The sequence below is a fragment of the Enterobacter sp. 342 genome (genome assembly GCF_036663495.1).
Classification (GTDB): Bacteria; Pseudomonadota; Gammaproteobacteria; order Enterobacterales; family Enterobacteriaceae; genus Enterobacter.
In genome coordinates this window covers 64,978-78,811 of record NZ_JAWUEI010000007.1, presented here as the reverse complement: position 1 = coordinate 78,811, position 13,834 = coordinate 64,978, and the positions used below count along the sequence as shown (strand labels likewise).

The window sequence follows — 13,834 nt, the reverse complement described above, 5'->3', positions numbered from 1 at the left end:
CGCTGACCCGGCCTACGTTACTACACCAACGCGATTACTGGTATTCGCTCATCGGCACGCAGGAGCAGAACAGGTTACGGTCGCCGTAGACGTCATCAAGACGCTTCACGGTCGGCCAGTATTTGTTTGCCACACCTGCCGGGAAGACGGCCAGTTCGCGGGAATAACCGTGGTTCCACTCTGCCACCATCTCATGCTGGGTGTGCGGTGCGTTAACCAGCGGGTTATCTTCCAGTGTCCATTCGCCATCCAGCACGCGATCGATCTCCATGCGGATCGCCAGCATCGCATCAATAAAGCGGTCCAGCTCGGCTTTGCTTTCGGACTCCGTTGGCTCCACCATCAGCGTACCCGCTACCGGGAACGACATGGTCGGGGCGTGGAATCCGTAGTCGATCAGACGCTTGGCGATATCCAGCTCGCTGATTCCGCTCTGCTCTTTCAGTGGACGAATATCCAGAATGCACTCGTGCGCCACGCGACCATCACGGCCGGTATAGAGCACCGGGAAAGCAGACTTCAGACGAGTCGCAATATAGTTGGCGTTCAGGATCGCCACCTGGCTTGCCTGCTTCAGCCCTTCTGCACCCATCATGCGGATGTACATCCAGCTGATTGGCAGAATAGAGGCGCTACCAAATGGCGCCGCAGAGACCGCGCCCTGACGGGTCAGCATCCCCTCGATTTGCACTACGCTGTGACCCGGAACAAACGGTGCCAGGTGCGCTTTTACGCCGATTGGACCCATACCCGGGCCGCCACCGCCGTGCGGAATGCAGAAAGTTTTATGCAGATTCAGGTGCGACACATCCGCGCCGATAAAGCCCGGAGAGGTAATGCCGACCTGGGCGTTCATGTTCGCGCCATCGAGGTAAACCTGGCCGCCAAACTGATGCACCACTTCGCACACTTCACGGATTGTCTCTTCATACACACCGTGAGTAGACGGGTAGGTCACCATGATGCAGGAGAGCTTGTCGCCAGCCTGTTCGGCTTTTGCACGCAGGTCCGCGAGGTCAATGTTACCGTTCTTATCGCAAGCAACCACCACCACTTCCATGCCCGCCATTTGGGCAGAGGCCGGGTTGGTACCGTGTGCAGAGCTTGGGATCAGGCAGATATCACGATGCCCTTCGTTACGGCTTTCGTGATAATGACGAATCGCCAGCAGACCAGCATATTCACCCTGCGCACCGGAGTTTGGCTGCATACAGAGTGCATCATACCCCGTCAGTTTCACCAGCCAGTCAGAAAGCTGATTGATCATCAGGTGATAACCTTCCGCCTGCTCTGGTGGGCAGAATGGGTGCAGTTCAGAGAACTCAGGCCAGGTGATAGGGATCATCTCAGCTGCTGCGTTCAACTTCATGGTGCAGGAGCCCAGTGGGATCATAGCCTGATTCAGCGCCAGATCTTTACGCTCCAGAGAGTGCATATAGCGCATCATCTCGGTTTCGCTGTGATAGCGATTGAAGACCGGATGCGTCAGGATCGCATCATCGCGCAGCATGCTTTGCTGGATAGAACGGCTGTCGAGGGCAACCTCTTTGTCGAGCGTATCAATGTCCAGGCCGTGTGCATCACCCAGCAACACGTTAAACAGGTTCAGGATATCGTCGCGGGTAGTGCTTTCATCCAGCGTAATGCCGACCGCATTGTGAATGTCGCTGCGCAGGTTGATCTCCGCGGCATCCGCACGAGCCAGCACTGCTGCTTTGTCTGCCACTTCAACACACAGGGTGTCAAAGTAATGGGCATGACGCAGTTTGAGACCTTTCTGTTGCAGACCGCACGCCAGAATATCCGCCAGGCGGTGAATGCGGCTGGCAATACGTTTCAGGCCAACCGGACCGTGGAACACCGCGTACAAGCTGGCGATGTTGGCCAGCAGAACCTGCGAGGTACAAATGTTGGAGTTCGCTTTCTCGCGGCGGATATGCTGCTCACGAGTCTGCATCGCCATGCGCAGCGCAGTGTTACCGGCAGCGTCTTTCGAGACCCCGATAATACGACCCGGCATGGAGCGTTTGAATTCATCTTTTGCAGCGAAGAACGCCGCATGTGGACCACCGTAGCCCATCGGCACGCCGAAGCGCTGTGCAGAGCCGAAGACAATATCCGCGCCCTGTTTGCCCGGCGCAGTCAGCAATACCAGTGCCATAAAATCAGCGGCGACGCTGACAACGACTTTGCGGGATTTCAGCTCGGCAATCAGTGCACTGTAGTCGTGAACTTCACCGGTGGTGCCAACCTGTTGCAGCAGCACGCCAAAGACATCCTGGTGATCCAGCACTTTGTCTGCATCGTCGACAATCACGTCAAAACCGAAGGTTTCCGCACGGGTGCGAACAACGTCCAGGGTTTGCGGATGAACATCGGCGGCCACGAAGAAGCGGTTCGCATTTTTCAGCTTGCTTACGCGTTTGGCCATTGCCATGGCTTCTGCCGCGGCAGTCGCTTCATCCAGCAGAGACGCGGAAGCGATATCCAGGCCAGTCAGATCCAGCGTTACCTGCTGGAAATTCAGCAGCGCTTCAAGACGCCCCTGAGACACTTCTGGCTGATAAGGGGTATAAGCGGTGTACCAGCCTGGATTTTCCAGCATATTGCGCAGGATAACCGGCGGTAACTGCACGTTGGTGTAGCCCATGCCAATGTAAGACTTGTAGCGCTTGTTCAGGCCGGCAATGGCCTTCAGCTCCGCCAGTGCGGCGAATTCCGTCGTGGCTTCCCCTACCTGAGGCGGCGTGGCAAGCTGGATGTCTTTTGGCACAATCTGGCCGATCAGTGCGTTTAATGAATCCGCGCCAACTGTCTTCAGCATCTCCTGCTGTTGCTGAGCATCCGGCCCAATGTGACGTTCAATGAAGGCGCCACGGTTTTCAAGCTGGCTTAAAGTCTGTGTCATGAGCGATGGTTCCTGAAACGTGCAGTGAATTTAAGTTCCCTCTCCCTGTGGGAGAGGGGTAGGGTGAGGGGAAGATGAGCACCCTCACCCCTGCCCTCTCCCAAAGGGAGAGGGGGATTAACAATTACTCGTCTTCTAGCAGTGCTTCGTACGCGGTCGCATCCAGCAGTGCGGCAACTTCCGCTTCGTCGCTGGCTTTGATCTTAAAGATCCAGCCTTCGCCGTAAGGCTCGCTGTTGACCAGCTCCGGGGAGTCGCTCAGAGCGTCGTTCACCGCAACAATCTCACCGCTTACCGGTGCATAGATATCAGATGCTGCTTTTACGGACTCCGCCACAGCACAGTCATCGCCTGCGCCTACGGTCGTACCCACTTCTGGCAGATCAACAAACACCATATCGCCCAGCAGCTCTTGCGCGTGCTCGGTGATCCCTACGGTGTAACTGCCGTCCGCCTCTTTGCGCAGCCATTCGTGTTCTTTGCTGTATTTCAGTTCTGCTGGCACATTGCTCATTGAATTTCTCCTGATAAAAATGATTAGGCGACCGGCTTACCGGCGCGAACAAAAATCGGTTTAGTCACGTTGACCGGCATTTCACGGTTGCGGATTTGCACCACCGCCGTTTCGCCAATGCCTGCCGGCACGCGTGCCAGTGCAATACTGTAGCCCAGCGTTGGGGAGAAGGTACCGCTGGTGATCACGCCTTCACGCGGATTGCCATCAGCATCAGTAAAACGCACCGGCAGTTCACCGCGCAGTACGCCTTTCTCGGTCATCACCAGACCCACCAGTTGTTCAGTGCCCTTCTCACGCTGAATTTCCAGTGCTTCACGACCAATAAATTCACGGTCAGCAGGTTCCCATGCGATGGTCCAGCCCATATTGGCCGCCAGCGGCGAGACACCTTCATCCATCTCCTGACCGTAGAGGTTCATACCCGCTTCCAGACGCAACGTATCACGTGCGCCCAGACCCGCTGGCTTCACACCGGCTTCCACCAGCGCACGCCAGAAATCTGCGGCTTTCTCATTTGGCATCGCAATTTCGTAACCCGCTTCACCGGTATAGCCAGTGGTAGCGATAAACAGATCGCCTGCCTGCACACCGAAGAACGGCTTCATGCCTTCAGTCGCTTTACGCTGCTCGTCGCTGAACAGAGAAGCGGCTTTCGCCTGCGCGTTCGGTCCCTGTACGGCAATCAGCGACAGATCATCACGAACGGTGATGTCGATGGCATAAGGTTCAGCGTGTTGGGTAATCCAGGAGAGGTCTTTTTCGCGGGTAGCGGAGTTAACAACGAGGCGGAAGAAATCTTCTGTGAAGTAATAGACGATGAGGTCGTCAATCACGCCGCCGGAGGCATTTAGCATGCCGGTATAGAGCGCTTTACCCGGTGTCTTGAGTTTGGCGACGTCGTTTGCCAGCAGATAACGCAAAAACTCCCGGGTGCGGCTACCGCGCAGATCGACAATCGTCATGTGGGACACGTCGAACATACCGGCATCGGTGCGCACCGCGTGGTGCTCATCAATCTGCGAGCCGTAGTGCAGCGGCATCATCCAGCCATGGAAGTCCACCATGCGGGCGCCGCATAACACGTGTTGTTCGTACAAAGGAGTCTGTTGAGCCATCTTGTCCTCGTTGAAAAATTCACCGTGAAACCCGGTATCGACCTCGTTTTCAGGGGCCGACGCAAACGTTCTCTTTTACCTGAACTTACCACCGAAACCGGCGATTAACCATAAGGTAAAATGGGTCATCACATTAGCTTATGACCAAAAAACGCTGAAAAGCCTACAGAGTTATTCACTGGAAAAATGCGATTAACTCCGCACAAAATTAACAATGATCTAACAGGATTTAGCACATGGTGATATTTCCTGCGGAAAAATGGGCCAAATTTCCGCAACATAAAATTAGCCAGATTAGATTATCTAATGCGAAAAATGAGGTGAAATTAGAATATTTCAAACGAGGAAATTTCCCCGGCACAGAGGCCGGGAAATAAAGTGTGATGGGGGTCTAAATTAGCGCAGCCAGTCCGGTAGGTCGTTAAGACCCATCGCCTGACGAAGAAGCTGAGGTTTAACACCGGGAAGCGTATCAGCGAGCTTGAGGCCGATGTCACGTAGCAATTTTTTCGCCGGATTGGCACCGGCAAACAACTCACGGAAGCCCTGCATGCCCGCCAGCATCATTGCCGCGCTATGCTTGCGGCTGCGCTCATAGCGACGCAGATACAGATGCTGACCAATGTCTTTCCCTTCGCGATGCAGACGACGCAGTTCTTCAACCAGTTCAGCCGCATCCATAAAGCCAAGGTTAACGCCCTGCCCGGCCAGCGGATGAATTGTGTGCGCCGCATCCCCCACCAGCGCCAGACGGTGTGCCGCAAACTGACGCGCGTAGCGTCCGGTTAACGGGAACACCAGACGCTCGCTCTCAAGCGTGCATAACCCAAGACGGTTATCAAACGCCATGCACAGTGCCTGGTTGAACGCTTCTGGCGTGGCCTCCTGCATCAGCTGTGCTTTTTCTGGCACCAGGGACCAGACAATCGAGCACAGATGCGGATCGCTTAACGGCAGGAAGGCCAGAATGCCGTCATTGTGGAAGATCTGACGCGCGACACCGCCGTGCGGCTCTTCAGTGCGGATCGTCGCAACCAGAGCATGATGACGATAATCCCAGAACGTCAGCGGAATATCGGCTTTATTACGCAGCCAGGAGTTCGCACCATCAGCGCCAACAACCAGACGTGCAGTCAACATGTCACCGCTTTGCAGGGTGATAAACGCCTCGTTTTCACCCCACGCGACCTGCTGGATTTGTGCGGGTGCCATCAGGGTGACATCGTTGCATGACTGCGCTTTTTGCCACAGCGCATGATGAATAACGGCATTCTCGATGATGTGACCGAGATGGCTATAGCCCATACTTTCGTCATCAAAAGCGATATGACCAAAGCTGTCTTTATCCCATACTTCCATGCCGTGATAGCAGCTGGCGCGCTGCGCCACGATATCTGACCAGACACCAAGGCGCGTCAGCAGCTTTTCGCTGGCCGCATTAATTGCCGAGACGCGGAGTTCCGGCGGCGCATCCTGTGCGACACGCTGGGGCTGCTTTTGCTCCAGCACGGCCACGCGCAGGCCGCTGCCCTGTAAGCCACAGGCCAATGCCAGTCCTACCATTCCGCCGCCAACGATGGCGACATCAACATTTTGCACGGTGATAACTCCTTAACGCGCGACCCAACCAAGGGTCCGCTGCGCCAGCACGTCACGTGCCGGAATGAATAATTCCATCGCCATCAGCCCGAGGTTACGGCCCGCAACCAGCGGCGCCCAGTGATTGGCAAAAAGATGAACCAGGCCATCAGTGGCACCAATCGTCGCCTCTTTATCCGCCTGACGTCGCTTCTGGTAATGGCTTAGCACTGAGTATGTACCGCAATCTTTTTGCTCACCCCACGCTTGCGAAAGGGTTTCTGCAAGGCTCATGACATCACGTAACCCGAGGTTAAAGCCCTGACCCGCAATCGGATGCAGCGTCTGCGCGGCATTACCCACTAGCACAACACGATGGGAGATGGATTGAGATGCTGTCGTCAGCGACAACGGATATACCGTCCGCTTGCCTGCATGGGTGATCCGTCCCAGCCGCCAGCCAAAGGCTTTTTGCAACTCAGTGCAAAAACGTTCGTCGGACCAGGACTGAATCTCTTCAGACTTACTCTGGGGATGGCACCACACCAGCGAGCAGCGTCCGTTCGACATCGGCAGCATCGCCAGCGGGCCATGCTGTGTAAAACGTTCAAAAGCCCTGCCGCTGTGCGCTCCGGCAGTGGAGACATTCGCAATGACCGCCACCTGCCCATACGCCTGCTGACGCCACTCGATACCACACTGGGTGCCGAGCGCAGATCGAGAACCATCTGCGGCAACCAGAAGCTGGCCTTCGAGAACAGTGCCATTTTCCAGCGTCACACTGACCGCCCCTTCACTGCGACTAAAACTGGCAACACGCGCCGGACAATGCAGCGTGACGCCAGGTGCATCCTGAAGCTGACGGAACAGACGTAATCCGACGTCGTGCAGCTCAACAACCTGCCCCAGGGCATCAATACGATAATCCTGCGCATCCAGCGTGACAAAACCCGCATGCCCGCGATCGCTAACGTGAACGGTGTTGATCGCCGTCGCACAGTCGGCAATCGACTGCCAGATACCGATGCGCGACAGCTGCTGGCATGTCCCTTGCGCCAGCGCAATGGCTCGGGCATCAAAACCGGGGTGATCAGAAGCCTCTGGAACAACGGCTTCCACCAGATGCACCGGGAGTTTCCCCTGTGTCATGTGCGAAATAGCGAGTGCCAGCGTGGCCCCCGTCATTCCGCCGCCAACAATTATCACGCTCATTTGTGTGCCGCTGCCATCAGCGCCTCGATATCGTCAGCATTTTTGACCACGCTGGCCGTCAGGTTCTCGTTGCCGCTTTCGGTAATGACGATATCGTCTTCAATGCGGATGCCAATCCCGCGATACTTTTCAGGCACATCGGCATCAGGCGCGATATACAGCCCAGGCTCTACGGTTAATACCATGCCCGGCTCCAGCACGCGCGAACGTTCTGCGCCATACGCCCCCACATCATGCACATCCAGCCCCAACCAGTGGCTCAGGCCATGCATAAAGTATGGTCGATGCGCATTTTCAGTAATCAGGGTACCTACATCGCCTTTCAGAATACCGAGCTTAACCAGGCCGGTAATCATGATACGCACCACTTCGCCGGTCACTTCCTGAATGGAGGTACCAGGACGATACAATGTGAGTGCCGTCTCAAGGGATTCCAGAACGATGTCGTAAATCGCGCGTTGTGCCGGCGAGAACTTACCATTCACCGGGAAGGTACGCGTGATGTCTCCCGCGTAGCCCTGATATTCGCAACCGGCGTCAATCAGCACCAGATCGCCGTCACGCAGCGCGCTTTCGTTTTCGGTATAGTGCAGAATGCAGCCGTTCTCCCCGCCACCGACAATGGTGTTGTAAGAGGGATAACGTGCGCCGTGACGGTTAAATTCATGGTGAATTTCGCCTTCCAGCTGGTATTCAAACATACCCGGGCGGCATTTCTCCATGGCGCGGATATGCGCCAGAGCACTGATTTCACCTGCCCGACGCATCAAATTCAGCTCTTCTTCTGACTTGAACAGGCGCATCTCATGCACGACCGGACGCCAGTCTGTCAGCGTGGCGGGAGCAGACAGGTTCTGCCGTGAGCCTTTGCGCAGCTTATCCAGGGCAGTAAAGACAATTTCATCGGCATACGCATATTCACCCTGAGCGTGATAAAGCACATCCAGGCCATTCAGCAACTGATAGAGCTGCTGATTGATTTCGCTAAACGCCAGCGCACGGTCAACGCCCAGCTTCGCCGGCGCGGCCTCCTGGCCTAAGCGGCGACCAAACCAGATTTCGGCCGTCAGATCGCGTACGCGGTTGAAAATCACGCTGTGGTTGTGGGTGTCATTACTCTTGATCAGCACCAGTACCGCTTCCGGCTCGTTAAAGCCGGTGAAATACCAGAAATCACTGCTCTGACGATAGGGATATTCACTATCGGCGCTGCGCGTCACTTCGGGCGCGGCAAAAATCAGCGCGGCGCTGCCCGGCTGCATTTTGGCCAGCAGCGCCTGGCGGCGGCGCGAATACTCTTGATTTGAGATAACCATGACACCCTCCTGTGCGTTATTTTTCTTAATGTAAGGTTGGTTTGCGGACTTCCGGTGCGGTCGGCTGCGAGCGCGTAAAGTTGTCGTGGCACAGCAGCGCCGCCACGCGCACATACTCGATGATCTCTTCGAGAGACATTTCCAGCTCTTCCTGGTCTTCGTCTTCATCGTAACCAAGCTGTGCAATGTTACGCAGATCGTCGATCGCCTCACCGGCTTCGCCGGTCACTTTATCGAGTTTAGGCTGCGTCACACCCAGCCCCAGCAGATAGTGGTTTACCCAACCTGCCAGCGCATCAGCGCGATCAAACACGCTTACGTCATCGCCCTCAGGCAGATAAAGCTGAAAAAGGAAGCCATCGTCTTCCAGTGAATCGCTGATGGCGGCGTGCATTTTACGCAGTGCCTCCGCCAGCTCGTGACCAAACGCCAGCCCTTCGTTCGTGAGGTCGTGGATCAGCGGCTGCCATGAGCTGTCGCTGTTTCCGCCGCACAGCATGCCACTGATCAGACCGTGCATTTCGGCAGGGGTTAAACCCACTCCCTGCTGGTTCAGTAACTGGTTTAAATCGTTGTAACCAGGCATTTCGTTCTGTATAGACATGAGCATTCGTCATCAAAGGGGGGAAGTTTCATGATATGCTACCACTTTGGACCCTGGTGATACCAGAAAAGGGCTTGTATCTTCACATCAGGGTAGCTATAGTGTCGCCCCTTCGCGGCCCCCGGGGCAGTAAGCGAAGGCAGCGCAGTCAATCAGCAGGAAGGTGGCATGTCTGCACAACCCGTCGATCTCCAGATTTTTGGCCGTTCACTGCGAGTGAATTGTCCACCTGAACAAAGGGATGCCCTGAATCAGGCTGCGGACGATTTGAATCAGCGGTTGCAAGATCTAAAAGAACGCACTAGAGTCACAAATACTGAGCAGCTGGTTTTCATCGCCGCGTTGAACATCAGCTATGAACTGACTCAGGAAAAAGCGAAGACCCGCGACTACGCGGCAAGTATGGAGCAGCGCATTAAAATGCTCCAGCAGACCATAGAACAAGCATTGCTTGATCAAGGTCGCAATCCCGAAAGACCGGGACCAAAGTTTGAATAACACTTCTCAGTTGACTATGGTAGAGTAACTGTGAAGACAAAATTTCTCTGAGATGTTCGCAAGCGGGCCAGTCCCCTGAGCCGATATTTCATACCACAAGAATGTGGCGCTCCATGGTTGGTGAGCATGCTCGGTCCGTCCGAGAAGCCTTAAAACTATGACGACACATTCACCTTGAACCAAGGGTTCAAGGGTTACAGCCTGCGGCGGCATCTCGGAGATTCCCTCTCTTTTTCTTCTACCGACTATCATGACTCAATTCCCTGAAGTTTCTGCTTCACGCCAGGACATTCGTCAGTTAATTCGTCAACGCCGTCGTGCGTTAACCTCCTATCAGCAAGCACATTTTGCCCAACAGGCTGCCGCTCGCATGATGGCGTATCCGCCTGTTGTGATGGCGCATACTGTCGCGCTGTTTCTCTCATTTGATGGTGAGCTGGATACGCAACCGCTCATCGAGCAACTCTGGCGCGCCGGGAAAAAGGTTTACCTGCCAGTGCTGCATCCGTTTAGCGAAGGTAATCTACTTTTTCTGCACTACCACCCGCACAGCGAGCTGGTCGTAAATCGTCTGAAAATCACTGAGCCGAAACTGGATGTGCGTGACGTGCTGCCTCTGTCACAGCTGGACGTACTGGTTACGCCGCTGGTTGCGTTTGATGAACAGGGCCAGCGCCTGGGAATGGGTGGTGGTTTTTATGACAGAACGCTGCAAAACTGGCAACAGTATGGGCTACAGCCAGTGGGTTACGCGCATGATTGTCAGGGCGTAGAGGCATTGCCGGTGGAAAAATGGGATGTGCCGCTGCCAGCGGTGGTGACGCCCAGTAAAACCTGGACCTGGTAGAATAAAGCCGGGTGGCACTGCCGCCACCCGACACCACACAATCAGTACAGCAGACGCGCGCGAATCGTCCCTGGAAGCGCCTTCATGCTCTGCAGTGCTTTCTCGGCAACATCTTCATCCGCTTCAATATCAATCACCACATAACCCATCTGAGAATTTGTCTGCAGATACTGCGCGGCAATGTTGACGCTCTGTTCGGCAAAGATCTGGTTAATGGCGGTCAGCACACCCGGACGGTTTTCGTGAATGTGCAGCAGACGACGACCACCGTGGAGTGGCAGAGATACTTCCGGGAAGTTCACCGCAGAGAGCGTAGAACCGTTGTCAGAGTATTTGCTCAGTTTGCCAGCCACTTCCAGACCGATATTCTCCTGTGCTTCCTGAGTCGAGCCGCCAATGTGTGGCGTCAGGATCACGTTGTCGAATTCGCACAGCGGAGAATTAAACGGATCGCTGTTGGTCGCAGGCTCCGTCGGGAAGACGTCAATGGCAGCCCCGGCCAGATGTTTACGTTTCAGCGCATCGCACAGTGCCGGAATGTCGACAACCGTACCGCGTGCAGCGTTGATCAACAGTGAGCCTGGCTTCATCAGCGCCAGCTCTTCCGCACCCATCATGTTTTTGGTGGAGGCATTTTCCGGTACATGCAGGCTGACCACATCGCTCATATTCAGCAGATCAGAGAGATGCTGAACCTGCGTCGCGTTACCCAGAGGCAGCTTGCTTTCAATATCGTAAAAATAGACATGCATCCCGAGAGATTCAGCCAGAATCCCCAGTTGAGTACCAATGTGACCATAACCAATGATACCCAGTTTTTTACCACGGGCTTCATATGACCCCGCTGCCAGTTTATTCCAGACACCGCGGTGTGCTTTGGCGTTAGCTTCAGGGATACCGCGTAGCAGCAGCAACAACTCGCCAATCACTAACTCCGCCACGGAACGGGTGTTGGAGAACGGGGCGTTGAACACAGGAATACCACGTTTGGCGGCTGCATTCAGATCGACCTGATTGGTGCCGATACAGAAACAGCCAATGGCAACCAGTTTTTCCGCCGCAGCAATTACATCTTCAGTCAGGTGAGTACGGGATCGCAGGCCAATGAAGTGGGCATCACGGATGGCCGCTTTCAGCTCTTCGGTGTCCAGCGCGCCTTTGTGAAATTCGATGTTGGTGTAACCTGCTGCACGAAGGCTATCAAGCGCTTTCTGATGCACGCCTTCTACCAGCAGGAATTTAATCTTGTCTTTCTCCAGTGATACCTTTGCCATTTACCCGACCCTGTATTTTATCTGAACTGATGTTGTGCTGGATTTAAATCCGCTATAGCCAACATATCAAAAAAAACTATTGCAGCAATATGAACGTTTGCGTCGGCACTCTGAAGAAAAGTCATACAGGGTAAAATGACAGAGGAAAATGCTACAGAAATTTGTGAATTCGGCAGGATCGGCAAAAGAGGCACAAAAACGTGACACAAGTCACCGAATTTGGCTTTTCAAAAATTTTTTAGCGGGGGGAAGGCTCCCCCCGTCAGATCATTTTAAGATGGTTTTCACGCCATCAGCGGTACCAATCAGCGCCACATCCGCGCCACGGTTGGCGAATAGCCCTACGGTTACTACGCCCGGAATGCCATTAATGGCATTTTCCAGCGCGATAGCATCAAGGATTTCCAGACCGTGAACGTCGAGGATCACGTTACCGTTATCAGTAACTACGCCCTGACGATATTCCGGACGACCACCCAGCTTCACCAGTTGACGGGCAACCGCGCTACGGGCCATCGGGATCACTTCCACCGGCAGCGGGAAATTACCCAGGATATCGACCTGCTTGGAGGCATCAGCGATGCAGATGAACTTGTCCGCAACGGAGGCGATGATTTTTTCACGCGTCAGCGCTGCACCACCGCCTTTGATCATCTGCATATGGCCGTTAATCTCATCCGCGCCATCAACGTAAATACCCAGACGGTCTACTTCGTTCAGATCGAAAACGGTAATGCCGAGGCTTTTCAGCTTTTCCGTGGAAGCATCAGAGCTGGATACTGCACCTTCGATTTGTCCTTTCATCGTGCCCAGCGCATCGATAAAGTGCGCCGCCGTCGACCCGGTACCAACACCGACAATCGTACCCGGCTGTACATACTGGAGTGCGGCCCATCCTACTGCTTTTTTCAGTTCATCCTGCGTCATGATCGTTTTGCCTGTGGTGTGAAAACTTAGGCCGCATTATAGAACACGTGAGGTGGAATTCGTCTGTCACAAAGGGAAAATTGTGTCATAGTGCAGAATAAGCCAAATTAAGGAGTCAGCCAGAGCGATGAAACGTCCGGACTACAGAACACTACAGGCACTTGATGCAGTTATTCGTGAACGAGGTTTTGAGCGCGCAGCGCAAAAGCTTTGCATCACGCAGTCCGCCGTATCACAGCGTATCAAACAGCTTGAAAATATGTTCGGCCAGCCGCTGCTGGTACGTACCGTCCCCCCTCGTCCAACCGAGCAAGGGCAAAAGCTTCTCGCCCTGCTGCGTCAGGTTGAACTACTGGAAGATGAATGGCTGGGTGACGAACAAACGGGCTCCACACCGCTACTGCTCTCTCTGGCGGTCAACGCCGACAGTCTGGCAACCTGGCTGCTGCCTGCCCTGGCCCCCGTATTAGCAGATTCCCCTATCCGTCTGAATTTGCAGGTTGAAGATGAAACCCGTACCCAGGAGCGCCTGCGTCGTGGTGAAGTGGTTGGCGCGGTCAGTATCCAACCTCAAGCGCTGCCGAGCTGCCTTGTCGATCAGTTAGGTGCTCTGGATTACCTGTTTGTCGGTTCAAAAGCCTTTGCCGAGCGCTACTTCCCTAATGGTGTGACCCGTGCTGCACTGCTCAAAGCACCAGCAGTAGCGTTCGACCATCTGGACGATATGCATCAGGCGTTCCTGCAGCAAAACTTTGATCTGCCGCCGGGCAGCGTACCGTGCCATATCGTCAACTCATCCGAAGCGTTTGTGCAGCTTGCGCGGCAAGGTACTACCTGCTGCATGATCCCACATCTGCAAATTGAGAAAGAGTTGAAAAGTGGAGAGCTGATTGATTTGACACCGGGGCTGTATCAGCGCCGGATGCTCTACTGGCACCGTTTTGCGCCGGAAAGCCGCATGATGCGCAACGTCACCGATGCGTTACTGGCGTACGGACATAAGGTGTTGAGACAGGATTAAAAAATAAGCCGGGTGGC

General features: G+C 54.7%; 12 protein-coding genes and 1 other RNA gene. 4 read left to right on the top strand and 9 right to left on the bottom strand.

Going from position 1 to position 13,834, the window contains the following annotated elements; genetic code table 11:
* Nucleotides 1-34: 34 nt before the first annotated feature.
* The 7 genes from gcvP to V6E55_RS07875 form a co-directional block, all read right to left on the bottom strand.
* A complete protein-coding gene (gcvP, locus tag V6E55_RS07905; protein ID WP_028016957.1) occupies nt 35-2,908 on the bottom strand; it encodes an aminomethyl-transferring glycine dehydrogenase in 2,874 nt (957 codons plus the stop codon).
* A 124-nt stretch (nt 2,909-3,032) separates the two neighbouring features.
* Nucleotides 3,033-3,422: a glycine cleavage system protein GcvH gene (gcvH, locus tag V6E55_RS07900; protein ID WP_316942548.1), complete on the bottom strand. Its 390-nt coding sequence runs from the start codon at nt 3,420-3,422 to the stop codon at nt 3,033-3,035.
* A 23-nt stretch (nt 3,423-3,445) separates the two neighbouring features.
* A complete protein-coding gene (gene gcvT / locus V6E55_RS07895; RefSeq protein WP_049004941.1) occupies nt 3,446-4,540 on the bottom strand; it encodes a glycine cleavage system aminomethyltransferase GcvT in 1,095 nt (364 codons plus the stop codon).
* A 396-nt stretch (nt 4,541-4,936) separates the two neighbouring features.
* Nucleotides 4,937-6,139 (bottom strand): FAD-dependent 2-octaprenylphenol hydroxylase, encoded by a 1,203-nt coding sequence (ubiI, locus tag V6E55_RS07890; RefSeq protein WP_316942547.1) that lies wholly within the window; start codon nt 6,137-6,139, stop codon nt 4,937-4,939.
* A gap of 12 nt (nt 6,140-6,151) precedes the next feature.
* Entirely contained in the window at nt 6,152-7,330 is a 1,179-nt protein-coding gene (gene ubiH, locus V6E55_RS07885; RefSeq protein WP_316942546.1) for a 2-octaprenyl-6-methoxyphenyl hydroxylase, read from the bottom strand.
* Nucleotides 7,327-8,640, bottom strand: a complete 1,314-nt coding sequence (pepP, locus tag V6E55_RS07880; protein WP_316942583.1) for a Xaa-Pro aminopeptidase — start codon at nt 8,638-8,640, stop codon at nt 7,327-7,329. Before pepP ends, ubiH begins: the two co-directional genes overlap by 4 nt.
* A gap of 31 nt (nt 8,641-8,671) precedes the next feature.
* Nucleotides 8,672-9,250, bottom strand: a complete 579-nt coding sequence (locus tag V6E55_RS07875) for a YecA/YgfB family protein (protein ID WP_028016963.1) — start codon at nt 9,248-9,250, stop codon at nt 8,672-8,674.
* A 168-nt stretch (nt 9,251-9,418) separates the two neighbouring features.
* Here V6E55_RS07875 and zapA point away from each other — a divergent pair, with 168 nt between their 5' ends.
* From zapA to V6E55_RS07860, 3 genes are all read left to right on the top strand, one after another.
* On the top strand, nt 9,419-9,748 hold the full coding sequence (zapA, locus tag V6E55_RS07870) for a cell division protein ZapA (protein ID WP_006811891.1): 330 nt from the start codon (nt 9,419-9,421) through the stop codon (nt 9,746-9,748).
* 41 nt (nt 9,749-9,789) lie between these two features.
* Nucleotides 9,790-9,973: non-coding RNA, 6S RNA (gene ssrS, locus V6E55_RS07865), on the top strand.
* A gap of 25 nt (nt 9,974-9,998) precedes the next feature.
* Complete coding sequence (locus tag V6E55_RS07860; protein ID WP_316942544.1) at nt 9,999-10,595, top strand: 5-formyltetrahydrofolate cyclo-ligase; 597 nt, start codon at nt 9,999-10,001, stop codon at nt 10,593-10,595.
* 41 nt (nt 10,596-10,636) lie between these two features.
* Here V6E55_RS07860 and serA read toward each other — a convergent pair whose 3' ends face one another.
* The gene (serA, locus tag V6E55_RS07855) at nt 10,637-11,869 is read right to left on the bottom strand and encodes a phosphoglycerate dehydrogenase (RefSeq protein ID WP_114979913.1); all 1,233 of its coding nucleotides are present in this window, start codon (nt 11,867-11,869) and stop codon (nt 10,637-10,639) included.
* A 267-nt stretch (nt 11,870-12,136) separates the two neighbouring features.
* Nucleotides 12,137-12,796 carry a ribose-5-phosphate isomerase RpiA gene (gene rpiA / locus V6E55_RS07850; RefSeq protein ID WP_023295391.1) on the bottom strand — a complete coding sequence of 220 codons (660 nt, stop codon included), beginning with the start codon at nt 12,794-12,796 and terminating at the stop codon, nt 12,137-12,139.
* 127 nt (nt 12,797-12,923) lie between these two features.
* Between rpiA and argP the strand changes: the two genes are divergently transcribed.
* Nucleotides 12,924-13,817: a DNA-binding transcriptional regulator ArgP gene (argP, locus tag V6E55_RS07845; RefSeq protein ID WP_008499727.1), complete on the top strand. Its 894-nt coding sequence runs from the start codon at nt 12,924-12,926 to the stop codon at nt 13,815-13,817.
* Nucleotides 13,818-13,834 lie beyond the last annotated feature (17 nt).

Coding starts and splice junctions, on each gene's coding strand:
- rpiA (WP_023295391.1), bottom strand. CDS start 12,796: ATGACGCAGGATGAACTGAAAAAAGCAGTAGGATGGGCCGCACTCCAG.
- serA (WP_114979913.1), bottom strand. CDS start 11,869: ATGGCAAAGGTATCACTGGAGAAAGACAAGATTAAATTCCTGCTGGTA.
- zapA (WP_006811891.1), top strand. CDS start 9,419: ATGTCTGCACAACCCGTCGATCTCCAGATTTTTGGCCGTTCACTGCGA.
- gcvH (WP_316942548.1), bottom strand. CDS start 3,422: ATGAGCAATGTGCCAGCAGAACTGAAATACAGCAAAGAACACGAATGG.
- ubiH (WP_316942546.1), bottom strand. CDS start 7,330: ATGAGCGTGATAATTGTTGGCGGCGGAATGACGGGGGCCACGCTGGCA.
- V6E55_RS07875 (WP_028016963.1), bottom strand. CDS start 9,250: ATGTCTATACAGAACGAAATGCCTGGTTACAACGATTTAAACCAGTTA.
- V6E55_RS07860 (WP_316942544.1), top strand. CDS start 9,999: ATGACTCAATTCCCTGAAGTTTCTGCTTCACGCCAGGACATTCGTCAG.
- gcvP (WP_028016957.1), bottom strand. CDS start 2,908: ATGACACAGACTTTAAGCCAGCTTGAAAACCGTGGCGCCTTCATTGAA.
- gcvT (WP_049004941.1), bottom strand. CDS start 4,540: ATGGCTCAACAGACTCCTTTGTACGAACAACACGTGTTATGCGGCGCC.
- argP (WP_008499727.1), top strand. CDS start 12,924: ATGAAACGTCCGGACTACAGAACACTACAGGCACTTGATGCAGTTATT.